We start from the raw sequence: 23,063 nt of genomic DNA, 5'->3' as shown, positions 1-23,063 counted from the left end.
CCGAGGTGAATACCCGCTCCGGCCGGTGACGGACCCGGCTCTCTCGACGAGAAGTCTCCTCTACGAAAGGTGTCCGATCATGGCAAACCGCCACGGAGTCGTGAGCGCGGACGCAATTGCCAGTGTTTCGCAGCCGCAGCCGCAGCCGCAGCCGCAGTCTCGGTCTGACCCGGGTGTTCAGACGCTCGGCGTGCGGGTGGCGGGCGATGAAACAGAACTTTCTCGACACGGAACGACTCCCCTCGACCGGTTCGTCGAAGTCGAAGCGCGACGCCAACTGGAGTTTTTCACCGGAGATGCGAGGGCCGCTACTTTGCGGCGCCATGCACGGCAACGAAAGCGATTGACCCGACCGAATACAGCATCGAATTGAGGCAGGAAAATGACCAGCCCTTCCGCGTCGCACGAAGGCGGCAGTGATTGTCCATTGAGCGGCATCCGTGTCCTGGAGGTGTCGACGACACGGGCCGCACGAATCGCCGGACAGCTCCTCGCCGACCTCGGGGCCGACGTCGTGCGGGCAGTCGACGTCCTGCCGGACCCGGCCATACCGGCGAATCCCGGTGAAGTGTGGTGGGACCGAGGAAAACGACTCGTGCCCTTGGGGGCCGAGGAGATTCAAAATGCGATCGGGGGAGCCGACGTCCTGTTCGTCGACCACACACCGGCCGGGCTCACGGCATCGCACTTACGCGCGGAGGAAATCCAGGCCAGGAATCCCGGACTGACACACGTGTGGATGCCCCCGTATGCAGCGTCGGGCAGGTGGGCGGAACTCGACGAGGACCCCTTGCTGCTGGATGCCGTCGGCGGCGTCGCAGGCCGGTACCCCTGTGTCGAAGATCGGCCGGTGGCGCCAGTCGTCGCAACCACCTCGCTTCTTCACGGTGCACTCGGGGCAGGGGCCGCTGTCGCCGGATTGGTGGGCCGCACCAGAACGGGAGCAGGGCACACCGCCGTTGTCAGCGGTGTGCACGCCGCTGCAACACAGATGGCGACGATGATGATCGAGGGAGTCGACCAACCCGTCTTCAGCCCCGGCCGCTCGGTGCGCTCGTTGCCCTTCTGGCGCATGTACCAGGCATCGGACGGGCAATGGTTCTTCCTTGCCACGCTGACCCCGGATCTGTTCTTCCGTGCCCTCGATGCACTCGATCGGATGGACATCCTGGTGCTTCCGGAGGTCGGCGGAGAGTTCACCAACCTGATGGTCGTCGGCAGCCCGGGAGTGCAAGCGGTCGAACACGAACTCGAGTCGCTGTTCGCGACGGAGCCCTGTAGTCACTGGATCAGCACCTTCGCTGCTGCAGACGTGCCGTGCGCGCCCGTCCGGACGAGGGCCGAGTGGGCAGTGAGCGACATCGTCGCGGCCAATCACGGCATGACCACGATCGAACACGACGTGCTGGGCGAAGTCACCATGCCCGACGTGCCGATCGCATTCTCCCGCAGTCGAGTGCAGACCCCCCGCGCTGCCGTTGTGGAGAGGTCGCGGACACCGGAGATCTGGCCGCGCCGCACCAGGACCATGGACGCCGCGGCTCCGTCGGGACAGCGTCCCCTCGAGGGTATCCGGGTGATCGACGCCGCTACGTTCCTCGCAGCTCCTCTGGTCGCGTCGCTGCTCGCGGATCACGGCGCAGAGGTGATCAAGGTCGAACCGCGGGACGGGGATCCCTACCGCGCGTTCACCCTGTCGTTCATCTCCGTGAATCAGTGCAAACGCGGGGTGGTGCTGGATCTGGGCACCGAGCCGGGACGCGACGCGCTGCTGAATCTCGTTCGCAGAGCAGATGTCCTGGTCGAGAATCTGCGCCCGGGCCGTCTGGACAAGCTCGGCGTCGGCCCGGAAGTGTTGCAACGTGAGCGTCCCGAGTTGGTGCAGTGCACGGTGTCCGCCTATGGTCGTGCCGGCGATTACGCGACAGCGCCGGGATTCGACCCGGTGTTTCAGTCGCTGAGCGGCATGGCGGCCGCGCAAGGCGGTGACGCCCAACCTCTCGCGGCCCCGATGCCCGCGCACGACACCTGCACGGGCGCCCTCGGGGCCCTCGGTGTACTTGCAGCACTGTACGAGCGTGGCACTACCGGCGTCGGACAACAGGTATGGGCGTCGCTCGCGAGCACGTCGATATTTCTCCAAGGCAGCGAACTGACGGCATATGCGGGTCGCCCCGAACCGCAGCGCGGTGGAGTGGACCATCCGGGTCCCGCGGACGGCCACCGGTTCTACGCCTGCACCGACGGATGGATTGCCGTCGCCGCTGTCGGGGCCGATCGAACGACGGCTCTTCTCCGGGCACTCGGGATCGGTGACCTCGCCGAAATCGAATCGGTACTGACAACGCGCACGGTCGAGGAAGCGCTAGCCCTCCTCGCCAAGCACGGCGTGCCGGCGTGCCGTGTCCTCGAGCAGCAGGGTGCGCTCGAGGACCCGTTCCTCCAGGAAAACCGGTTCTCGCACGTCGTCACCGATCCGCAGTTCGGGAGGTTGCGCATGGTCCGCACCTTCGTGGAGTGGGGGAATGACGACAAAGACTCTCCGGGAAGGTCTTTCACGGTCGGCGAGGACACCCGAGAGGTGCTCGCGGGCGTGGGGTACCCGAATGCCCGGATCGACGAGGTCCTGGGAGGCCGTCGAACGGTACAGGAACAGGAGACGAGTGTCCGTACCTCGTGATGTGGCAGGAGGCGGGCCGCTTGCCGGTGTGCGAGTCGTCGAACTTGCGGGGATCGGGCCGGGACCGCACGCAGCCATGATACTGGCGGACCTCGGTGCCGAGGTCGCGTGTGTCCGGCGCCCCGATTACAATTTCGGTCCTGTCGGCCCGCGGAATCCGCAGTTCCGCGGTCGAATTCTTGTAGAAGCAGATCTCAAGGACCCCGAAAGCAAGGAATCGATTCTCGCGCTGATCGACCGTGCCGACATCCTGATCGAGGGATTTCGACCGGGTGTAGCCGAACGGCTCGGTCTCGGACCCGACGATGTCCTGGCACGCAACCCGCGAATGATCTACGGCCGGATGACCGGATGGGGACAGGACGGCCCGCTGAGCCTCCGAGCCGGGCACGACATCAACTACATCGCCCTCACCGGACTGCTCCACGCAGTCGGACGGGCCGGCGAGCGCCCGCTACCGCCGCTCAACCTGCTGGGCGATTTCGGTGGCGGATCGATGTTCCTGGTCGTCGGGATCCTTGCGGCACTACACGAACGAAACAGATCCGGTCACGGGCAGGTGATCGATGCGGCAATGGTCGACGGTGCCCCGATGCTGGGTCATCTGCTGTGGGCGTTGCGTTCTGCGGGTCAGTGGTCGGACGAGCGGGGCACGAACCTGCTCGACGGCGGAGCGCCGTTCTACGACACGTACGCGTGCGCCGACGGGAAATACGTTGCGGTCGGTGCGCTCGAGGCCGAGTTCTACCACCAGATGGTCACGGGCCTCGGGTTACCGGCGGCGTCGCTCCCGGAACAGCATGACAGGTCGCGGTGGGCCGAGTTGCGCACCGTGTTCGAGGAGAGGTTCGCGACGAAGACACGCGACGAATGGACGGCCGTCTTCGACGGAACCGACGCATGCGTTACTCCGGTCCTCGACTTCGCCGAGGCGCCCGAGCATCCACATATGGCGAGTCGCAGAGTGTTTCAGGAACTTGCCGGTGTCGTGCAGCCGGCACCGGCGCCGAGATTCTCCCGCACACCGGCAGAACCCCCGGCTCCGCCTCCGATGCAGGCGACCACCGCATCCGAACTATGGAAGAACCCATCGTCTGTGACGGCGAGTCCCGGAAGTTATCAGAGGAGTGTCGAATGAGGCGAACAACCCGACTGTGTGTGGCGATATCGGTAGCGGCCCTGGTGCTTGCGGGGTGCGGGGGCAGCGACGGGGATTCCGATGCGGCAGAACGCCTGCGCATCGCCTCGATTCTCGCGCCCACCACGTTCGATCCGCATCTCGCGCGGAGTCCGCTCGCGATGGAGCCGTACATTTTCCCGATCTACGACCAGTTGATTCGGGTGGACAAGACGGACGACGCTACGACGCTGCAGCCGATGGTCGCCGAGACGTGGTCGTACAGCCCGGACATGCGGTCCATCACGTTCGAGCTTCGCGACGACGTGACGTTCCACGATGGCACCCCCGTGACGTCTACGGCGGTCAAAGCGAGCATCGAACGCGCGCGAACGCTTCCTGGATCGACCGTGACGGAGTATTTCTCCTTCGTCGACGGTATCGAGACACCGGACGATCGGACCGTCGTTGTCGCATTGAACGCGCCGCGTGCCGACGCGATCTTCGCATTCGCGACCACACCCGCGAGCATCATCAATCCGGCGTTGATGAACCACGATTTGAGTCAGCTCGATGCCGGGTCAGGCCCATACCGGCTCGTATCGGTCCGGCCGAATGACCGTGCAGAGTACGAGAAGAACGCCGACTACTGGGACACGGAACTGTCGGCGTTCGACACTCTCGAAATTCTTGGTATCCCGGATGACAACGCCCGCTTCAACGCGCAGCGCAGCGGTCAGGTCGAGGCGTCCATGGTCCGGCTGCCACAGCTTCGCGATGCTCGGGCCCTCGTCGATTCCGGAGGGTACGAGCTCACCGAGATCGATCATGCGACGTGGTGGGCCATGTACCTGAACAGTACCCGTGGACCACTGGACAACCCCGATGTCCGGCGGGCGATGAACTACGCGATCGACCGGGACGCGATCAACGAGGGCTTGCTCGACAGCCGTTGCGCGCCGACCGGGCAGCCGCTCCAGGCAGGTATCGCCGGGCACGTGGACGATCCTTCTGTGAAGTACACATACGACCCCGCGAAAGCACGGCAACTCCTGCAGGCCGCGGGGTACGGCGACGGATTCCGGCTGAAGGTCGTGACGGGGGGCAGCCTCGTACCTGTGACGGCCGCGATGCAGGATCAGCTCGCTCAGGTCGGCATCGAACTCGACGTTCAGGCCGCAGACCTGAACGACGCTCTGGCGCAGTGGCAAGGTGGGACGGCAGATGCGTTCTCCTATTCTCGAGGGGCTTCGTCCGATCCTGTGATCACCCTGCGGGACAATTTCTTGACGTCACGATTTCAGGGGCAGCTACCTGCTGGGGTGCGGGAAACCCTCGACCGACTGGTGACGCAGCAGCACTCCGACGAAGAGCGCGTTGCGTTGCTGGAGGACGTTTCGCGTACGGTCTCGAGCGAAGCGTTGGAGTTGTTCATCTGTGCCCCACCCACTACGTATGTGCATACCGACTCGGTCGGTGGATTCGACACGATGGGCGTCGTCACCCACGGTGGCCCGTTCAATGTGCGCGATCTGTATCCGCGTCCGTGAGCGATGCCGGGGATCTGTAGTCGCCGGGACGGGATCGATCTTCAGGAGTCCTGTTCATGACGTCAGCGTCAGAGGAGCTGTGCTCCAGTATCCGGAATCAACCGGGAGCAAGGGATGGAACCCTCGGTATCGACCTCTTGCCGAAAAGTGACATGACTGCCAGAATCAATGAAGACCATGGCAGGCGGTACAACCGCACCACGTGGCTGCGGAGCGGATCCACGCTCCCGGTCGAAAGGAGTCCGATGCGGACGTTCGATGGAATCTACGTAGCCGGTGCGTGGCATCCCGGCCGGGGCGAACGTATCGAGGTGGCCTCACCTGCGACGGGAGAGGTACTGGGATACGTCTCGGAAGCCACTCCGGAAGAGGTGGGGCAGGCGGTCGACGCAGCCCGCGCAGCGCTGCACGGTGAGTGGGCGTCGTACAGCCCTGCGGACCGCGCCGCTGCACTCGGCCGGCTCGCGGACGGCCTCGAGGCACGGAAGAACGATTTCGCCGAGCTGTTCTCGGCCGAGGTCGGAACACCCCGCCGCGCATCGACATTCGTCCATATCATGAGCACCCTCGGCGTGCTTCGAGCCTACGAGAAGATCGGGACCGACTATCCGTTCGACGAGGTGCGCCCGTCGATGACCGGAGGAGAAGTCCACGTCCGCGGGCTGCCGGTCGGCGTCGTCGGTGCCATCCTGCCGTGGAATGCGCCACTGTTCACCGCCTGTCTCAAGCTCGCCCCGGCCCTCGCCGCCGGATGCACGATCGTGTTCAAGCCGGCCCCGGACGCTCCTCTGGCAGTCTCGCTCTTTACCGAGATCATCGAGCAGGCCGACCTGCCTCCGGGCGTCGTGAACATCGTGTCGGGCCACGCCGCGACCGGCGAGGCACTCGTGACGCACCCCGGTGTGGACAAGATCAGTTTCACCGGTTCGACCGCGGTCGGTGCTCACATCGGCGCGTTGTGCGCCGCGGACATCCGCCGGTGCAGTCTCGAGCTCGGTGGCAAATCAGCAGCGATTCTCCTCGACGATGTCGTACTCGACCATACGACGATCGCCGGATTGGTCGGCGGCGTGATGGGCAACAACGGCCAGGTATGCGTATCCCGCAGCAGGATCCTGGCACCCCGATCACGCTATGACGAGGTGGTCGCGGCACTCGGCGACGCCGTCGGTGCCCTGACCGTGGGAGATCCCTCGGACCGCGCCACGGACGTCGGCCCGCTCATCAACGCCACCGCGCGCGACCGCGTCGAAGGCTACGTCGCACAGGCGGTGGACGAGGGCGCACGGATTGTCGTCGGTGGTGCGCGACCCGAGGGCCTCGACACCGGATGGTATGTGGCCCCGACGGTTCTCGCGGACGTCGACAACAGCATGACCATCGCCCGTGACGAGCTGTTCGGTCCCGTCGTCGTGGTCATACCCTACGAGGGCGACGACGACGCCGTCGCTCTGGCCAACGACTCGGAATACGGCCTGGGAGGAGGGGTCTGGTCGCCAGACACGTTGCGGGCGAATCGTATTGCGGTACAGCTCCGCGTCGGCGCGGTGTCGATCAACTCGGCTCCGTCCCTGGACTGCGGCGCTCCCTTCGGTGGATTCAAGAAGTCCGGCCTCGGTCGGGAAGGTGGACCGGAAGGCCTCGCCGAGTACCTCGAATTCCAGTCGATCATCCGCTGACCCCGATCGACCGTCCAACGCGTAACCAACTCTCACCGGCGCCGAGGCGCCGACATGCACGGAAGGATTCACATGGAGACTCAGGCCGCGATCCTCTGGGAGCACAACGCGCCGTGGTCCGTGGAGACGATCGAGCTCGATCCACCGAAAGCCGGGGAAGTGCTCGTCGAGCTGCACGCGTCGGGGATGTGTCATACCGAGGAACACATCCTGCTGGGAGACATGCCGTTCCAGATCCCGTTCGTCGGCGGGCACGAGGGTGCCGGTGTGGTCAAGCAGGTCGGCGAGCACGTGTCCTGGCTGCAGCCCGGCGATCACGTCGTCTTCAGCTTCGTCCCCGCGTGCGGTCGCTGCCCGTCCTGCTCGACCGGGCACCAGAACCTGTGTGATCTCGGCGCCCTGATCGGTCGCGGTCGGCAGATCCTCGACGGCGGCAGCCGGCACCACGCACGCGGCCAGGACCTGTCGATCTCGTCGGCGCTCGGAACGTTCGCGCATCACACCGTCGTCAACGAGGCCAGCTGCGTCAAGATCGAACCCCACCATGCTCTCGACCGGGCCTGCCTCCTCGGATGCGGATTCGTGACGGGGTGGGGTGCGTCCGTCTACGCCGCGGAGATCGAACCGGGCCACAATGTGGTCGTTGCGGGTCTCGGCGGCATCGGTGCGGCAGCGCTTCAAGGTGCGAAATTATCCGGTGCGCGCACCATCACGGTGATCGACCCGAGCGAGTTCAAGCGCGAGAAGGCGATCGAGCTGGGTGCAACCCACGTCGCTGCCTCCTGGGAGGAGGCAGCGGAAGTGGTGAAGGAAGCCACCTGGAACCGGGGCGCCGACCGATTCATCTGTGCCATGGGCGTCGGTGAGGGCAAGCTCATCGCCAAGGCACTGAGGATGGTCGCGAAGCGGGGCTGGCTCGTGGTGGCCAACATGCACCGTCTCGTCGAAAAGGAGGTGTCCATCAGCATGATGGATCTGGCTCTGATGGAGAAGCGCATCGTCGGGACCCTCTACGGGTCGGGCAATCCACGCTCCGATATTCCGAAGATGCTGGAGCTGTGGAGCTCGGGGTCGGTCGATCTCGATGCGATGGTGACCCGGACGTATCCTCTGGAAAAAATCAACGACGGATTCGACGACATGCGCGCAGCACGAAATATCCGTGGCGTACTTCGGTACCCGGCGGCCGAGGCAGCCGGCGCCTGATCCGGCGGGTTCCCTCTACGACACTGCCCCTGCCGGTCATCGACCGGCAGGGGCAGTGTCGTAGAGGTCTCGGATCGGTGAGCTCAGCGCCGCCGAACCGCAGGGGTGCGAGAAAGATGTTCCTGGGCAAGGGAACGCAGGGCAACACGATCGATCTTCGCCATGGCGTTGAGAGGAATCGCGTCGACGACGATCATGTGGTCGGGTGCCTTGTAATCGGCGAGCCGCGCACGCGACCACGTGCGCAGATCCTCGAGCGAGGGTGGGCTTTCGGGATCCTCGGGAACGACGAATGCCACACCGATCTCACCGATGACCGGGGCCGGGTGACCGACCACAGCGGCCTGTCGCACGTCCGGGTGCTCACCGATGGTGTGTTCCACCTCGATCGGATGCACATTGAAACCACCGCGGATGTACATGTCGCCGACTCGTCCGGCCAACGCCAGGTTGCCTTCGCCGGTGAAATATCCGAGGTCGCCGCTGACGAAGAAGCCGTCCCGGTCGAAGCTGTCGGCGGTGAGCGTGTCGTTGTTCCAGTAACCCCGGGTCACACAGCCTCCACGAATGCGGATCCGGCCGACCTCACCGCGGGGCAGCTCCCGGCCGTCGTCGTCGGTGACCCGGACCGTCATGCCGTGCTGGGGCCGGCCCACCGTCCGGAACTGGATCTCTCTCGCATCGTCCGGTTCGGTGCCGCTGACTGTGGGGGATTCGGTCATTGCGTACCGCACGACCAGTGGCACTCCGATCAGGTCGCGGACACGCGAGACGAGTGCGGGTGAGGCCGGCGCGCTGGCGACCACGCCGACGCGCAGGTGCACAAAAGCGGAGCGATCGAGGCCCGGTAGTTCGAGCAGTTTCTCCCACTGGGTGGGGACGCCGCCGCCAACCGTGACGCGTTCGTCGCGGAGCACCGCGTACATCCCCGCTGCCGACCACGGAACCGGGCCCGTGACTACCGCGGTGCCCCAGATCAACTGGTCCCACAGCTTGGACATGTAACCGGCGTGGGGAAACGGAGTGCCCGTCAGTCGACGGTCGTACGGGGCGCTCATGACGCCGGCCGCGGCGGCGGATGCGGCAAGGTTGTCGGCGTCGAACCAGGCCCCCTTGGGCAGGCCTGTGGTGCCGCTGGTGAAGACGATGGTGACCGGATCCGAGCGCGTGACTGCTACCGAGGGCGTCACTCCAAGCCCCGCCATTGCTGCAGCGACCGCGTCCGCGCGGGACATCACCGGATAACCTGCGGGCACCTCGCGCAGACCCGCATCGGGGTCACGGATAGCGAGCACTGGGCGCGACTGTTCGAAGATCGCCTCCGTCTCGCGTGGGCCCAGCCTCGGATTGACGCCGGTGGTGACCGCACCGAGTATCGAAATCGCGGCGAAGCACACTGCGTAGTCGATGCCTGACGGCAGTATCAGAGCGACGACGTCGCCCTTTCCGACGCCATGTTCGGACAGGTGCGCCGCGAGCGAACGTGACCGGAAAACCCACTTCGCGAACGAGATCCGCGCCGTACCTGGCTCGACGTACGCGTCGCGGTCGCCGTGGACGCGTGCCGCGGCGTCGAGCAGGTCGCCGGTGTTCGCGAACTCCTCCGCGCGCAGCGGGGGAGAGGTCTCGAGCGCGGTCACGGTTCTTCGGAACCCAGGAGCACGGTGCCGCTGGAGCAGAACCAGCCGCCGGTACCACTCACGCATGCGATTTTCGCGTCCGGGACCTGCCGCGGTCCGCTTTCCCCGCGCAATTGCCGCGCGGCCTCGACGATGAGGAACAGTCCGCGCTGGCCCGGGTGACACGCCGACAGTCCGCCACCATCGGTGTTGGTGGGCAGCGAGCCGCCGAGTCGCAGTGCTCCGGACTCGACGAACTTGCCACCTTCGCCCTTCTCGCAGAAGCCGAGATCCTCCATGGTGAGCAGTAACATGTAGGTGAAGGCGTCGTAGATCTCGGCGACGTCCACGTCGGACGGCATCACCCCGGCCCGCGAGAAAGCGAGCGGACCGGTGACCGAAGCCGGACCCACGGTGACGTCGTCCCACTGACTGGTCAGCATGTGCGAGGTCGCTTCGCCGGTACCCAGTACCCAGACCGGGTCCGACTTGAGGTCCTTCACACGGTCCTCGGCCACGAGCACTGCAGCGGCGCCACCGTCCGATCGGATGCAGCAGTGCAGCTTCGTGAACGGATCGGCGATCATCGGCCCCGACACCACGTCCTCGATGGTGATCGGATCGCGGTAGTACGCCTCCGGGTTGTCCTTGGCGTTGAATCGTGCGGACACCGCGACCTCGGCGAGCTGCTCGATGGTCGTGCCGTACTGGTACATGTGACGACGCGCAGCCATGGCGTACTTCGAGATGAGGGTGTGTCCGTACGGGGCGTCCCACTGCAGGGGGCCGCGCGATCCCCAGTTGACGTTCGCTGTCCGTAGACCCTTGCGGAGGTCGGCGCGGGCCGTGGAGCCGTAGGTGAGTAGGATGACGTCGGCATGGCCGGCCGCGATGGCATCGGTGGCGTGCGCGAGCATGACCTCCCAGGACGCACCGCCGACGGTGGTCGAGTCGATCCACCGAGGCTTCAGGCCCAGATATTCACCGACGTCGGTGGGGGGCAGCGTGCCCTGGCCGGTGGAGGCAAGGCCGTCCACATCGGAGGGGGACAGTCCGGCATCCGCGAGCGCCCGACGGCTCGCCTGGGCCATGAGTTCGTAGGCGTTCTTGTTGTCGACCCGACCGACATCGGACAGTGCGACTCCGGCGACAGCTACTTTGCGGCTCACTGGGGGGCTCCCTGCTCGAGGAATTCGGCGAGAGCGGCGGTGGGCTCTTCGACGAGGTGGGACAGGACATGTGCGCGTTTGAGGAAGAGATGGGCATTGTGTTCGTAGGTGTACCCCATCCCGCCCTGGATCTGAATGTTGGCGGCGCCGTTGTCGATTGCGGCACGCGAGGAAGAAATTCTTGCCGCAAGAACCTGGAAGTCGGAGTCTCTGCGGCCGGCTTGGAGGGCCGCGGCAGCAAAGTAGACCTGGGAGCGTGCGGCGTCGGCCCGCACGGCCATGTCGGTGCAGGCGTGCTTGACGGCCTGATGCACGCCGATGGGCCGTCCGAACTGCACCCGGGTCTTCGCGTGCTCGGTGGCCATGTCGGCGGCCGCCTGCGCGACTCCGGCGAGGCCCGCCGCCGACAGCAACAGTGCCCGCGTCCGGATCGGATCCGCACTGGCGGAGACCCAGTGCAGAATACGACCCGATGTGACGGTGGCGGTGGCCAACCGGGTCCCGGGGTCGATGGATTCGAGGGTTTTGACGCCGGTGAATTCGGTGGCTTCGACCAGTGCGGCTCCGTCCTCGGCGATAACGAGCAGGTGGCCGGCGCCCGCCGCGTCGATGAGATCGAATGTGCCCTTGAAGCCGTCCGGACCGACGGCACCGTCGTTACGCAGTTCGGCGAGACCGACCAGGGTACGGCCATCGGTGATTTTCGTGATGAGGTCGGTGTCTCCGCAGTGCGCGGCGATCCTCGCTCCGAGGGAGGTGGCGAGGAACGGGCCGGTGGCCAGGTGTTGTCCGAGCGTTGCGAACAGCAGCGCTTCGTCGTCGAGTCCGCGTCCGGAGCCGCCGTGTTCCTCGGGAAGCCCGAGCGTGGTCAGGCCGAGCTCAGCGCCTTCGCGCCAGATATCGATGTCGACGGACATCGGTTCGTCGATACGCCGCCGGATATTCTCGACAGGCATCCGCGCGGCGATGAAATTTTCAGCAGCGGAGATGATCTCGCGTTGCTCGTCTGAAGGTAGGAGATCCATGATCAGTCGCTTTCTGTCACCGCGGAAGACCGAGGACGCGCTCCCCGATGATGTTCCGCTGTATTTCGGAGGTGCCGCCGCCGATGGACTGGGAGAAGGAGTGCAGGTAGGTTCCTACCCACCCGTCCGTGTCCCATCGTGAATTTCCGCGCAAGGCATCCGGCCCGAGGATGTCCATTGCCAGAGCAGCGACTTCCTTGGTGACATCGGAGTACAGCAGCTTGAGCATCGAACCCTTGGGGCCGGGAGTATCGGACTTCATGTTCTCGCAGATGCCGACGTAGGTCATCGCGCGCAGGGAGGCGACGGATGCGCGCGCGCGGGCGAGTCGGCGGGCGAATTCGTCGTCGGCGATGGCCGGGCGCCGGCCGTCGGGTCCGACGTGGTCGTGTGCGTAGTCGATCAGCTTTTCCACGATGCGGGCCAGTCGAACCTGGTTGGCGGTGAATGCGGTACCGCGTTCGAAGGACAGGGTCGACATCGCCACGCTCCAGCCGTTGCCGATCTCGCCGACGACATTGCTGATCGGGACTCGCACGTCGTCGTAGAAGACCTCGCAGAATTCGGCTCCACCCTCCATCGTCTCGATCGGTCGGGTGGTGATTCCGGGGGTTTTCATGTCGCAGATGACCCAGGTGATGCCCTTGTGCTTCGAGTTTCCGTTTTCGGTGCGGACGAGCAGTTCCTGATAGTCGCCGATATCGGCGTAGCTTGTCCAGATCTTCTGCCCGGAGACGATCAGATGGTCGCCGTCCAGAATTGCCTGGGTCTTGAGCGATGCGAGGTCCGAACCTGCCTCGGGTTCGGAAAATCCTTGGCACCACAGTGATTCGCCGCGGAGGATCCGGGGGAGGTGGAACGACTTCTGCGCCTCCGATGCCCTTGTGATCAGAGTCGGCCCGGCATGGTTGAGGCCCACGAAGTTGGCGTCGATGCCGGGGAAGCCCTGGGCGGCATACTCTTCGTACCAGATCAGCTGCTGGAGCAGCGTGAGTCCGCGGCCGCCGTATTCGGTCGGCCATGCGATGCCTGCCCAGCCGCCCTCCCATTGGGCGTGTTGCCAGGCCAGATCGTAGTCGCGGATCTCGGCGTTGTTCCGGGGGCGTGGTTCGGTCGGTTTGTTCTCGACCAGCCAAGTGCGTACTTGATCCCGGAACTCCACCTGTTCCTTCGTGAAGTCCAAATCCATGGGAGACCTTCCTTGGGGCGGATCCGCGGATCCGCGATCGTCACTCCGAGTGTAAGTGACAAGAGCGTCAGATTGAAGTGCTAATTCTGCCGTGTTCGGCAGCCGTACCGAGCGGCGAGAGCTTCGCTACCGCGGGCCAGCAACGTCACGTCCGCGCCGACGAGAACGAAGCGAGCGCCCGCGTCCACGTAGCGGCGCGCGAGCTTCTCGTCGAATGCGTTGACTCCTGCAGACTTACCGCACCCGGAAATGGTCTGCAGCGCTTTTTCTATGGTCTCGACGACTTCTGGTGCGTCGGGGCGACCCAGATATCCCATCGATGCGGCCAGGTCGGCGGGCCCGATGAAGACGGCGTCGACGCCATCCACGGCGGTGATGTCGGGCAGGGCCGCGAGCCCCTCGACGGACTCCACCTGAACCGTGACGGTCAGTCCCTGGTCGGCGATGATGAGATAGTCAGAAGTTCGATTCCATCGGGAGGCGCGCGCGAGTGCGCTACCAACCCCGCGGACACCCTCGGGGGGATATCGGGTGGCTGCGACGAGAGCCCGCGCAGCGTCGGCAGACTCGATCATCGGCACGATCAGGTTGGTCACACCGATGTCGAGTAGCTGCTTGATGGACACCGGATCTGCGGATGCCGGCCGCACCAGCACCTCGATGGGATACGCCGCCACCGCCTGGAGCTGCGCGAGCGTCGATCGGATGTCGTTGGGTACGTGCTCCTGGTCGAGCATCAGCCAATCCAGCCCGGAGCCGGCGCAGATCTCTGCGCTGTAGGCGTTGCCCGAAGCGATCCACATGCCGTACTGCGCCCGGTCCCCACGCAGCACCTCCGCCCATCGATTACGCGTCATCGGCTCTGCTCCTCGCCGCGCTCGAAAGTGATCGACACAGTGCCCAGCGGGCCGTAGTCGGCGACGAAGGAATCGCCGGGCTCAGCGAAGATCGGTGTGGTGAAGGACCCGGCGAGGATCACCTCGCCGGCTTCCAGTCCGACGCCGTGCGGGGCGAGCCGGTTCGCCAACCATGCGACACCGTTGGCCGGATGGTTCAGAACTGCTGCAGCAACACCGGATTCCTCGATGACGCCGTTTCGGAGAAGCAGAGCCGACACCCACCGCAGGTCGATGTCCATCGGTTTGACCACCCGACCACCGAGCACCAGCCCAGCGTCGGCGGCGTTGTCGGCGATGGTGTCGACGATCGTGCGCAGGTGCCCGGTGTCCGGGTCGCTCATCTGCACCCGCGCGTCGAGAATCTCGAGCGCCGGCGTCACATACTCGGCTGCGCGCAGCACGTCGAACAGTGTCACGCCAGGGCCTTTCAGCGGTTCACCCAGTACGAACGCGAGCTCGACCTCGATGCGTGGCCGGATAAACCGCCCGGCGGGCACCGAGCCACCGTCGTCGAAGAACATGTCGTCGAAGATCGCGCCGTAGTCGGGTTCGGTGATCGACACCGCGCGCTGCATCACCCGGGAAGTGAGCCCGATCTTGCGGCCGCGCACCACCCGGCCGTCGGCGACCTCGAGTTCCACGAGGCGCCGCTGGACGGCGTATGCGTCCTCGATGGTCATCTCCGGGTATTGCAGCGACAACTGCCGGATCGGGATTCGGGTTCTTTTCGCCTCGTAGAGACGGCGCGCGGCGTCGTCGAGTGCGGCGTCGTCAGGGGCGCCCTCGGCGGGTTGTCCACTCATCGGTTGTCCATCCATCCATCGTCTCGTGTGTTCACTCACGGTCTGTTCATCGCCGTAGTGGTCACCGCGTGAGGAAGGCGACCGCTGCCGGGTTGAAGCTCTCGGGATCTTCGAAGTGTGGCCAGTGGCGCACCTCCGCCATCTCGAACACCTCCGAGTTCGGGATGACCCGCGCGACGGTGCGTGCCGTCGACTGGTATTCGCCGTGGTCCTTACCGGAGGCGACGACCATCGTCGGGGCGGTGATGGTCGCCCATTTCTCCTCAGGGATGAGGTTGCGGTCGCGGGCCTCGGCATCCTGCAGGATCAGCAGGTGGTCGATGCTCTCGCGTGTGTCGTCGCGCTGGTAGATGGCCTGGCGTAGCGCGATGAGGTCGGGCAGGCGATTGCTTTCGTCGGCGATGAGATGCTCGAAGACCTTGTGGATCGATTCCCAACTCGGGTTGTTGACAGCCTCGGTGCGCTCGGCGCGGATTCGGGCCATGTTCGACGCTGTGGCGATCAGCCCGGCGGGGGACATGAGGATCAGTTTGGTCACGCGATCGGGGTGTTCAACCGCGACGGCTGCAGACACCCAGGCGCCCAGCGACATGCCGACGAAGTGGGCCCTGTCCATGCCGAAGTGGTTCATGACAGCGAGAATCTGCCGGACGTACACCGCAATCTCGTAGTCGTAGTCGGGCTTTTCCGAGAAGCCGTTACCGACCATGTCGATTGCGACGCAATGGAAGTGCTTGCTCAGTTCGGCGAGATTGGGGGCGAAGGTCTCCCAGTGTCCGCCGGTGCCGTGCAACAGGATCGCATGCGGCTTGTCGGGCGAGCCGACTTCGGCAAAGCGGGTGCGGACACCGGCCACCTCGACGAAGCCCTGACGGAACTCGAGCTCTCGGAGATAACCCCAGATACTGCGGTAATTCTCCGTGTCGATGGTGGGCGCCGAGGTGGCGATCGTTGTCTCGGTCATGTGCGGACCTTTCCAGGGTGGGTTACCGAGGCGGGCTCGACGAGGAGGCCGCCCGAAACGAGTATCTAATCAGGGTGTGCATCTTTGCTTACTGCACATTAATACGCTCTGATCTGCATCATTCGCGAATAATCCCATTGGGGCCATTCGGCCTCTTCCATTGTTTCTGACAGTTGCATACGATATGACTATGGAGGGTCTTCGCAAGATGAGCAAGCCCCGCCGACTCGGTCTCACGTGTCGGTGACGTCAACAGCTAAGGGTGTCGAGCGCAATGTCTGCATCTGCCCAAACCGGGCCTGCACAGAACGGCGGTCACCACGCAGTCAAGCGCCGGCTCCTGGCGGAGCTGGTCAACGAGTTCGCTGCCGTCGGGATCAGCCTCGATACCAGCGGTAACGGACCCAGGCTGCTGGTCGAGGATCTGGAGTCGGGAGAGCACATCTTTCTGAGCCCACTCGAGCTCGCAAGCCTGTGTCTTGCCTCCGATGAAGACCGCGAGGACTGGATCCGGGTCGGCAACTACCGCGAATCCCGAGACCCATCCTTCGGTCGAGGTCCCCACGGTAACGGGGTTCGCTCGTGACCATGCAGACGGCCCTGGTCGGGTTGGGTATGACTCCCATGTCCCTGAAGCCGGGCGATACACCGCTACAACTTGCGTGCGAAGCCACCCGGTTGGCCCTGGCCGACGCCGGTCTGGCCCACTCCGATGTCGACGGACTGCTCGTGGGTTCGAGTCAGGGGGTGCGCCCCGACCGCCTCGGAGTCGCATTCGCGGCACAGGGAGGTTTCTCCGATCTGCGGCTGCTCGAGCACGTAGAAATCAAGGGCGCGACGACTATTGCGATGATCCAGCGTGCGCAGCTCGCCCTCGACACCGGCGCCGCCCGCACGGTCGTGTGCGTGTTTTCCGATGCGCCGCTGGTCGCGGGAAAGGGCGCCGGATCGACGTATGCGCACAGTGGAGGGCGGACCGGGGCCCGAGGTCTGGAACGGGCATCAGGCCTGCTGGGTTCCGTGCCCACCTACGCACTTCTCGCCAACCGGTGGATGCATCTCTACGGCGGTACTGCAGAGGACCTGTGCGCAGTCACTACAGTCACCCGAGACTGGGCGCTGGGAAACCCGGACGCCGTGGTGCGCACTCCCCTCGATGCCGACGGTTACTTCGCAAGCCCGATGATCGCGGAACCGTTGCGACGACTCGACTGTGCGCGCCCGGTCAACGGAGCGGTCGCGGTCGTGGTCTCCAGCGATCCGGCAGTGGGTCACAAGGCCCGCCTCGCGGTTCGTGGCATCGGACGCGACCATCCGGTGCGTCGCCGCCGTGCCGGTCGTGAGTCGTGGTTCGGCGGCGGCCGCCGCGCGGTCGACGATGCGCTGGCCACGGCGGGGATGGCCCGCAGCGACCTCGACACCGCCCAGCTGTACGACCCGTTCTCCGTCGTGACCCTGCTGCTCCTCGACGAGTACGACCTCACAGGCGGAGCGCCGGCGGGCGAATTCGTCCGGGCAGGAGGCACCGCGAAGGGGGGTGCCTTGCCCACCAATACCGGAGGAGGTCAATTGTCCGGTTTCTACCTTCAAGGAATGACCCCGCTCGCCGAGGCGATGATCCAGTTACGCGACCAGGGCGGCGACCGGCAGGTGGCCGGCGCGACCACTGCACTGGTCGGCGGTATCGGCGGTCGCATCGACCACCATGCCGCGATGATTCTGGAGCGGACGGCATGACCGCCGTGCAGAAAGCGCCGGACTGGCTGCTCGACGACGGGCTCGCACCCGATGTGGACAACGACCTGCTCGCCCCGCTGTACGAGGGCAGCGCCCGCGGAGAACTGGTCCTGCCCTTCTGCGGATCGTGCCGCCGTCCGCTGGACCTCGAGCAACCGGTCTGCGACGGATGCGGATCCTTGGAACGTGATTGGCTTGCAGTAGAACCGGTAGGAACGGTGCATTCGGCTACGGTTATGCACCGCGCCGAACCGGGCCTCGTTCACGCCGACGGGCCGTATCCGATCGTCGACGTGGACCTCACCAGCGGCCACCGGCTCATCATGACCACGCTCGAACCGACACGGATCCCACCGCCCATCGGCGCACCGGTCCACGTTGCGTTCCGATTTCTCGGAGGGGTCGCGATCCCCGCAGCCCAACCCACAGCCCCATCAGAGACGGAGGCCACTTCATGACCACCACCGAATCGACGCCGACCCACTCGGACGAATTCGACGTCACCCGCATCGTGCAGGAAGACCGCGTGCACGGTTCGGTCTACACCTCTCCGGAGATCTTCCAGCGCGAGTTGGACACCATCTTCCGCACCGGATGGGTCTACGTTGCGCACGAGAGCGAGGTCGCTGAGCTTGGAGATTACGTCACCCGGGTGATCGGCAAGGACCCGGTCGTCGTCTCGCGCGGCAAGGACGGTGAGATCCGCGTTCTGCTCAACCGGTGCACGCACCGGGCCAACAAGTTGTGCAACGCGGAGAAAGGCAACGCCAACTCCTACCGGTGCCCTTATCACGGCTGGACCTTCAGTAACGACGGTTCCCTCACCGCAGTACCCATGAGAAACGGCTACGGTGAAGCCTTCCAGAAGGTCAAGTCGGAATTGGGTCTGGCCCAAGCGCCTCGCGTCGACAACTACCGCGGTTTCATCTTCGCCTCGCTCGCAGCCGACGGCATCTCGCTGCTCGAGCACCTGGGGCGTTCGACCAAGGCGATCGACCGGCTGCTGGCGCTGTCGCCGACCGGCACGATCGACCTGCGTGCCAATTGGATGAAGCACCACCATCGCGCCAACTGGAAGATGGTCGTCGAGAACAACGTCGACGGTTACCATGCCCTGTTCACCCACGCGTCGGTCTACGACGCCGTGCGGCCCGCGAAAGTCTCGCATGTGCCGTCCAAAGTAGACGTCGTCGTCCGCGACCTTCTCGATGGGCATTCCGAAATCGACTACTCGGCCGAATATCGCAAGCTCGACGAGGAATTCATCTGGTACGGCCGCACGAAGCGCGAGAAGCTCCCAGAGTACGTGGCGGCCATGGAAGAGACGAACTCCGAGGACGAACTGCACGACGCACTCGTTGTGGGTCCGCCGCACACCCTCATCTGGCCGAACCTGTTCCTTGCCGAGATGAACATCATGTTCGTCGAGCCGATCGCCGTGAACGAGACCATCGCCTACACCACCGCTGCACTGTTCCCCGGTCAGGACCGGATGAACCAGAAGACGCTGCGTCGCGCCGAAGGTGCAATGGGTCCGGCCGGCTTCCTCATCGCAGACGACGGAGAGATCGGCATGCGCAACCAGGCGGGCCTCGCTGCCGAAGAACCCGAATGGCTCGTTCTCGCACGCGGCCTCGAAACCGATATCGAAGACGAGACCGGAATCGTCAACAGCGACAAGAGTGCAGAGACCCCGCAGCGCGGCTTCTATCGCCAGTGGGCCAAGGTCGTCGGACAGGAGAACTGAACACATATGACCACCATCGAATCGCCGCTCACGACCGGATCGCCGCGTAGCGACGCGCCGAAGGCGCTTCCGGCTCCGGACGCGGACATCATCGCGTTCCTGAATCTCGAAGCCCGTCTCGCGGACGAAGCCCGGTACTCCGAGTGGGAACTGCTCTGGGACGACGACGCCCTGTACTGGGTGCCGATGCATCCGGAGGACGACCCTGCTACCAGCCTGTCGTACATCTACGACAACCGGCGACGCATCAAGAGCCGTGTCGCCCAGCTCAATACCGGTAATCGGCACTCGCAGACACCGCCGTCCGTGATGCGCCGCATCCTCGGCAACCACGAGGTCGTCGCGTCCGACACCGACACCGTGACGGTCGAGTCCAACTTCGCCCTGTTCGAATACCGTTACACGCAGCGGATCTGGGCAGGACGCGTCGTTCACAAGGTACGTCGCACCGGCGACGGGCTGCGGCTCGCGTCCAAGACGGTCCACCTGATCAGCGCAGGCGGACCCGTCGAGACGCTGGCCTTCCTCATCTGACAAGCAAGCGCGACGAACAGGATCCGGGGCATCCGGATCCTGTTCGCACCGGAACCGATGCTCTGAAACATGATTGCGAGAAGCCCGTGCTCGTTGGAGATATCCCACGCAACAACGCCCGCCGCTACCCGGCGAAACCCGCTGTGATCGAGGGCGGGCGGACTCACACCTGGTCCGAAGTTGATGAACGGGCGACTCGCCTGGCCAACCATTTTCTGGCCGCCGGCCTGGTCAAGGGCGACCGGATCCTGGTTATCGCGCGCAACTGCATCGAATGGCCGGAGATTACGTTCGCATTCGCGAAGGCCGGTCTTGTCACCGTTCCGGTGAACATCCGTCTCGCGCCTGATGAGATGGCGCACGTCAGAGACGATTCCGGGGCACGCGCGGCGGTGGTCCATTCCGCTCAGGTCGAACGCTTCGGCATCGAACTGAATGAGCTCGACGCCGTGGTCCAGATCGGCGGCGACGCCGTCGGCGTCGAATACGAAACCGCACTGCGTGCCGCATCGTCGATCGACCCGGCCCCCGCGGACCTGACACCGAACGACATCCAATTCATTCTGTACACCAGCGGAACCACCGGCCGAGCCAAAGGCGTGGTGCACGCGCATCGCGGCATGCTCGCCCAGGCGGTCGACACCAACCTCGTCACCGAAGGCAACCGCTCGGACGTCTTCCTCGCCACTACACCGTTTTTCACCGCCGGCGGTATGGTGCGCACCCTGGCATGGACGTACCTGGGCCAAACCATGGTGATTCATCAGCGATTCGATCCTCAAGCAGTGATCGACGAAATCGAACGCAGTAGAATCACTTTCACGACCTTCATTCCGACAATGCTGCAGCGCACGCTGAAGATCCTCGAAGAAGGTCCGGCGCGGGATGTAACCAGTCTCCGGCGGATCAGTTACGGCTCGGCGCCGGTTCCGCCCGGCCTGGCGAAGAAAGCCATGGACATGCTCGGGTGCGACCTGCAGCAGCGGTACGGACTGACCGAATGTGGTGGCCAAGCCACGATTCTCACACCGCAGGACCACCGGGACATGGTGGCGGGCAAGGATTCGATCCGCACGTCGTGCGGGCAGGAGACACCGATGTGCTCGATCCGAATCGTCGATGCGGACGGCAGTGAACTGCCCGCCGGCGAGATCGGCGAGATCGTCATCGTCAGCGAGGCGAACGCAATCGGGTACTGGAACCGTCCGCAGCAGACCGCCGAGACGTTCCGTCCGACGGGTCTGTGGTCCGGCGACCTCGGATTCCTCGACGGCGAGCGGTACCTGCACATCACCGGCCGCAAGACCGACATGATCATCTCCGGCGGTTTCAACGTCTATCCGGCCGAGATCGAACGAGTCATCGGCCACCACGAGAACGTGGACCTGGTCGCTGTGGTCGGAGTGCTGGACGCAGAGTGGGGAGAGACGCCGGTCGCCGTGGTCGTGCCCCGCGCCGGTGTCGACACCGAGAGCCTCGCTACCGAACTCACCAGCTTGTGCCGCGCTGAACTGGCCGGTTACAAGCAGCCGCGCCGCTTCGAGTTCCGCAGCGAACTGCCCCTCGGGCCGGCCGGGAAGATCCTCAAACGTGTCGTCGCAGACGACCTTATCGCCGTGGGAGCGAAACGTTGACAACCTCCACATCCACCCGCCTGCGTACCGAAACGATCTGGGAGCTCGTCGAGGCCCGCGCCGAATCGACGCCGGGCGCGGAGTTCGCGGTCGACGAACACCGCCGCTCCTTCACGTTCGCCGAATTCCGCGATCTCGCCGAATGTATCGCCGCTGCCCTTTACGAGCGCGGTGTTCGCGCCGGCGATGTCGTGTCCTGGCAGTTGCCGACCACGGTCGAATCCATGGCCCTTGCAGTGGCCCTCACCCGACTTGGAGCGGTGCAGAATCCGCTGGTGATGATGCTGCGGGACAAGGAAGTCAAGTTCATCACCGACCAACTCGAGACGTCCCTGCTGATCGTCCGATCGGAATTCCGTGGATTCGACCACGCCGGCATGGCCGCGCGGCTGGCCACCGCCAGGCCCGGGATGGACGTCCTCGTCGTCGATGCTTCGATGCCGGCGAGTACCCCGGCGATCCTGCCGCCGCGCGCGTCGATGCCCTCCGAAACACGATTCGGTCCGGATATCTCGTGGATTCTCTATACATCCGGTACGACGTCTGCACCGAAGGGCGTCAAGCACACCGACCGTACCCTGCTCGCTGCCGCCGCAACGTTCACCGACAATGTGCAGACGACACCGCAGGACCGGTGCGCAGCGCTCATCCCGGTCGGACACGTCGGTGGTCTCGGCCACCTGCTGCACGCGCTGGAAATGGGACATACCTTGCTCGTCGGCGCAACGTTCGTGCCGGAAGAGACCACCGACTTCCTCATCGAACAGGGCGTGACACTCGTCGGTTCCGGCCTCCCCTTCACCAACGAGTACCTGCGGATCTCCCGTGAGAGGGGCATCGCACCCCTGTTCCCGCAGGCACGCGCCGTGCTGATGGGCGGATCCGGACGTCCGCGAACCCTTCACTTGGATGCGAAGAACAGACTCGGTGGCGTCGGGATCATCTCCGGCTACGGAATGACCGAATGCCCGTACGCGACATGGGGTCGACCCGACAACACCGACCTTCAGCACGCAGAGTTCGAAGGTGTACCCGGCAGCGGCGGCGAGATCCGAGTCGTCGATTCGGACGGCAGACAGCTTCCCGCCGGTGAAATCGGTGAGATCCGGTTACGCGCAGCACAGATGTTCAAGGGTTACGTCGACTCCTCCCTCGATGCCGATGCGTTCGACGACGATGGGTTCTTCCGGACCGGCGACCTCGGTTTCCTCGACGCCGATGGCTGTGTCTCGGTGACCGGACGGATCAAGGACATCATCGTCCGCAAGATGGAGAACGTCTCGGCCTGCGAGGTCGAGGAGGTCCTGATCGGTGATCCGACCATCGCGGACGTCACAGTTATCGGCCTTCCCGACCCGGTATCGGGTGAACGAGTGTGTGCCATCGTGGTTCCGGTCGATCCCGATACACCGCCGACGCTCGAATCCGTCCGCGATTACCTGCGGACCACGGAATTGAACGTGCGGAAGTTTCCCGAGCAGATCGAGATCCTCGACACGATTCCCCGCAAC

At 64.9% G+C, this 23,063-nt stretch carries 18 protein-coding genes and 1 pseudogene; 12 read left to right on the top strand and 7 right to left on the bottom strand.

Translation table 11 applies throughout. The features are described 5' to 3' along the window. Positions 1-382 precede the first annotated feature (382 nt). From ACTDXD_RS06700 to ACTDXD_RS06680, 5 genes are all read left to right on the top strand, one after another. Entirely contained in the window at positions 383-2,680 is a 2,298-nt protein-coding gene (locus tag ACTDXD_RS06700) for a CoA transferase (RefSeq protein WP_440126345.1), read from the top strand. After that, entirely contained in the window at positions 2,664-3,818 is a 1,155-nt protein-coding gene (locus tag ACTDXD_RS06695) for a CaiB/BaiF CoA transferase family protein (protein ID WP_440126344.1), read from the top strand. Before ACTDXD_RS06700 ends, ACTDXD_RS06695 begins: the two co-directional genes overlap by 17 nt. Then, positions 3,815-5,347, top strand: coding sequence for an ABC transporter substrate-binding protein (locus ACTDXD_RS06690; RefSeq protein ID WP_330150894.1), 1,533 nt, complete (start codon positions 3,815-3,817; stop codon positions 5,345-5,347). The genes ACTDXD_RS06695 and ACTDXD_RS06690 overlap by 4 nt, the downstream gene beginning before the upstream one ends. Before the next feature lie 245 nt (positions 5,348-5,592). Beyond that, positions 5,593-7,026 carry an aldehyde dehydrogenase gene (locus ACTDXD_RS06685; RefSeq protein ID WP_330150893.1) on the top strand — a complete coding sequence of 478 codons (1,434 nt, stop codon included), beginning with the start codon at positions 5,593-5,595 and terminating at the stop codon, positions 7,024-7,026. A gap of 72 nt (positions 7,027-7,098) precedes the next feature. Further along, on the top strand, positions 7,099-8,232 hold the full coding sequence (locus tag ACTDXD_RS06680; RefSeq protein ID WP_330150892.1) for an NDMA-dependent alcohol dehydrogenase: 1,134 nt from the start codon (positions 7,099-7,101) through the stop codon (positions 8,230-8,232). Positions 8,233-8,315: 83 nt separating this feature from the next. Here the strand turns inward: ACTDXD_RS06680 and ACTDXD_RS06675 are convergent, their stop codons facing one another. The 7 genes from ACTDXD_RS06675 to ACTDXD_RS06645 form a co-directional block, all read right to left on the bottom strand. Beyond that, positions 8,316-9,872 (bottom strand): class I adenylate-forming enzyme family protein, encoded by a 1,557-nt coding sequence (locus tag ACTDXD_RS06675; RefSeq protein ID WP_330150891.1) that lies wholly within the window; start codon positions 9,870-9,872, stop codon positions 8,316-8,318. Continuing rightward, positions 9,869-11,020, bottom strand: a complete 1,152-nt coding sequence (locus ACTDXD_RS06670; protein ID WP_440126343.1) for an acetyl-CoA acetyltransferase — start codon at positions 11,018-11,020, stop codon at positions 9,869-9,871. Before ACTDXD_RS06670 ends, ACTDXD_RS06675 begins: the two co-directional genes overlap by 4 nt. Further along, complete coding sequence (locus tag ACTDXD_RS06665; protein ID WP_330150889.1) at positions 11,017-12,045, bottom strand: acyl-CoA dehydrogenase family protein; 1,029 nt, start codon at positions 12,043-12,045, stop codon at positions 11,017-11,019. The genes ACTDXD_RS06670 and ACTDXD_RS06665 overlap by 4 nt, the downstream gene beginning before the upstream one ends. A 16-nt stretch (positions 12,046-12,061) precedes the next feature. Beyond that, positions 12,062-13,234 (bottom strand): acyl-CoA dehydrogenase family protein, encoded by a 1,173-nt coding sequence (locus ACTDXD_RS06660; protein WP_330150888.1) that lies wholly within the window; start codon positions 13,232-13,234, stop codon positions 12,062-12,064. An 80-nt stretch (positions 13,235-13,314) separates the two neighbouring features. Continuing rightward, positions 13,315-14,091, bottom strand: coding sequence for an aldolase/citrate lyase family protein (locus ACTDXD_RS06655; RefSeq protein ID WP_330150887.1), 777 nt, complete (start codon positions 14,089-14,091; stop codon positions 13,315-13,317). Beyond that, a complete protein-coding gene (hpaH, locus tag ACTDXD_RS06650; protein WP_330150886.1) occupies positions 14,088-14,936 on the bottom strand; it encodes a 2-oxo-hept-4-ene-1,7-dioate hydratase in 849 nt (282 codons plus the stop codon). Before hpaH ends, ACTDXD_RS06655 begins: the two co-directional genes overlap by 4 nt. Positions 14,937-14,997: 61 nt before the next feature. Beyond that, on the bottom strand, positions 14,998-15,900 hold the full coding sequence (locus tag ACTDXD_RS06645) for an alpha/beta fold hydrolase (protein ID WP_330150885.1): 903 nt from the start codon (positions 15,898-15,900) through the stop codon (positions 14,998-15,000). A gap of 274 nt (positions 15,901-16,174) precedes the next feature. On the opposite strand from ACTDXD_RS06645, the gene ACTDXD_RS06640 reads away from it, so the two are divergent. The 7 genes and pseudogenes from ACTDXD_RS06640 to ACTDXD_RS06610 all read left to right on the top strand — a co-directional run. Continuing rightward, the gene (locus tag ACTDXD_RS06640; protein WP_330150884.1) at positions 16,175-16,486 is read left to right on the top strand and encodes a hypothetical protein; all 312 of its coding nucleotides are present in this window, start codon (positions 16,175-16,177) and stop codon (positions 16,484-16,486) included. Between the two features lie 2 nt (positions 16,487-16,488). Next, positions 16,489-17,637: a thiolase family protein gene (locus ACTDXD_RS06635; RefSeq protein WP_330150906.1), complete on the top strand. Its 1,149-nt coding sequence runs from the start codon at positions 16,489-16,491 to the stop codon at positions 17,635-17,637. Continuing rightward, a complete protein-coding gene (locus ACTDXD_RS06630; protein ID WP_330150883.1) occupies positions 17,634-18,095 on the top strand; it encodes a Zn-ribbon domain-containing OB-fold protein in 462 nt (153 codons plus the stop codon). The genes ACTDXD_RS06635 and ACTDXD_RS06630 overlap by 4 nt, the downstream gene beginning before the upstream one ends. Next, a complete protein-coding gene (locus ACTDXD_RS06625) occupies positions 18,092-19,384 on the top strand; it encodes an aromatic ring-hydroxylating oxygenase subunit alpha (RefSeq protein WP_330150882.1) in 1,293 nt (430 codons plus the stop codon). Before ACTDXD_RS06630 ends, ACTDXD_RS06625 begins: the two co-directional genes overlap by 4 nt. Positions 19,385-19,390: 6 nt before the next feature. Next, on the top strand, positions 19,391-19,918 hold the full coding sequence (locus tag ACTDXD_RS06620) for an aromatic-ring-hydroxylating dioxygenase subunit beta (RefSeq protein WP_330150881.1): 528 nt from the start codon (positions 19,391-19,393) through the stop codon (positions 19,916-19,918). An 86-nt stretch (positions 19,919-20,004) separates the two neighbouring features. Then, on the top strand, positions 20,005-21,552 hold the full coding sequence (locus tag ACTDXD_RS06615; RefSeq protein WP_330150880.1) for a class I adenylate-forming enzyme family protein: 1,548 nt from the start codon (positions 20,005-20,007) through the stop codon (positions 21,550-21,552). Next, positions 21,549-23,015: pseudogene (locus tag ACTDXD_RS06610) on the top strand (AMP-binding protein); the annotation flags it as partial. The gene ACTDXD_RS06615 and the pseudogene ACTDXD_RS06610, both read left to right, overlap by 4 nt. Positions 23,016-23,063 lie beyond the last annotated feature (48 nt).

The organism is Rhodococcus sp. SJ-3, from assembly GCF_051918125.1.
Taxonomy (GTDB): domain Bacteria; phylum Actinomycetota; class Actinomycetes; order Mycobacteriales; family Mycobacteriaceae; genus Rhodococcus.
Note: the sequence above shows the minus strand (reverse complement) of the source record. Positions and strands in the feature narration are given on the sequence as shown.

Coding starts and splice junctions, on each gene's coding strand:
- ACTDXD_RS06690 (WP_330150894.1), top strand. CDS start 3,815: ATGAGGCGAACAACCCGACTGTGTGTGGCGATATCGGTAGCGGCCCTG.
- ACTDXD_RS06655 (WP_330150887.1), bottom strand. CDS start 14,091: ATGACGCGTAATCGATGGGCGGAGGTGCTGCGTGGGGACCGGGCGCAG.
- ACTDXD_RS06665 (WP_330150889.1), bottom strand. CDS start 12,045: ATGGATCTCCTACCTTCAGACGAGCAACGCGAGATCATCTCCGCTGCT.
- ACTDXD_RS06625 (WP_330150882.1), top strand. CDS start 18,092: ATGACCACCACCGAATCGACGCCGACCCACTCGGACGAATTCGACGTC.
- ACTDXD_RS06645 (WP_330150885.1), bottom strand. CDS start 15,900: ATGACCGAGACAACGATCGCCACCTCGGCGCCCACCATCGACACGGAG.
- ACTDXD_RS06635 (WP_330150906.1), top strand. CDS start 16,489: ATGCAGACGGCCCTGGTCGGGTTGGGTATGACTCCCATGTCCCTGAAG.
- ACTDXD_RS06640 (WP_330150884.1), top strand. CDS start 16,175: ATGTCTGCATCTGCCCAAACCGGGCCTGCACAGAACGGCGGTCACCAC.
- ACTDXD_RS06685 (WP_330150893.1), top strand. CDS start 5,593: ATGCGGACGTTCGATGGAATCTACGTAGCCGGTGCGTGGCATCCCGGC.
- ACTDXD_RS06700 (WP_440126345.1), top strand. CDS start 383: ATGACCAGCCCTTCCGCGTCGCACGAAGGCGGCAGTGATTGTCCATTG.
- ACTDXD_RS06660 (WP_330150888.1), bottom strand. CDS start 13,234: ATGGATTTGGACTTCACGAAGGAACAGGTGGAGTTCCGGGATCAAGTA.
- hpaH (WP_330150886.1), bottom strand. CDS start 14,936: ATGAGTGGACAACCCGCCGAGGGCGCCCCTGACGACGCCGCACTCGAC.
- ACTDXD_RS06620 (WP_330150881.1), top strand. CDS start 19,391: ATGACCACCATCGAATCGCCGCTCACGACCGGATCGCCGCGTAGCGAC.
- ACTDXD_RS06680 (WP_330150892.1), top strand. CDS start 7,099: ATGGAGACTCAGGCCGCGATCCTCTGGGAGCACAACGCGCCGTGGTCC.
- ACTDXD_RS06630 (WP_330150883.1), top strand. CDS start 17,634: ATGACCGCCGTGCAGAAAGCGCCGGACTGGCTGCTCGACGACGGGCTC.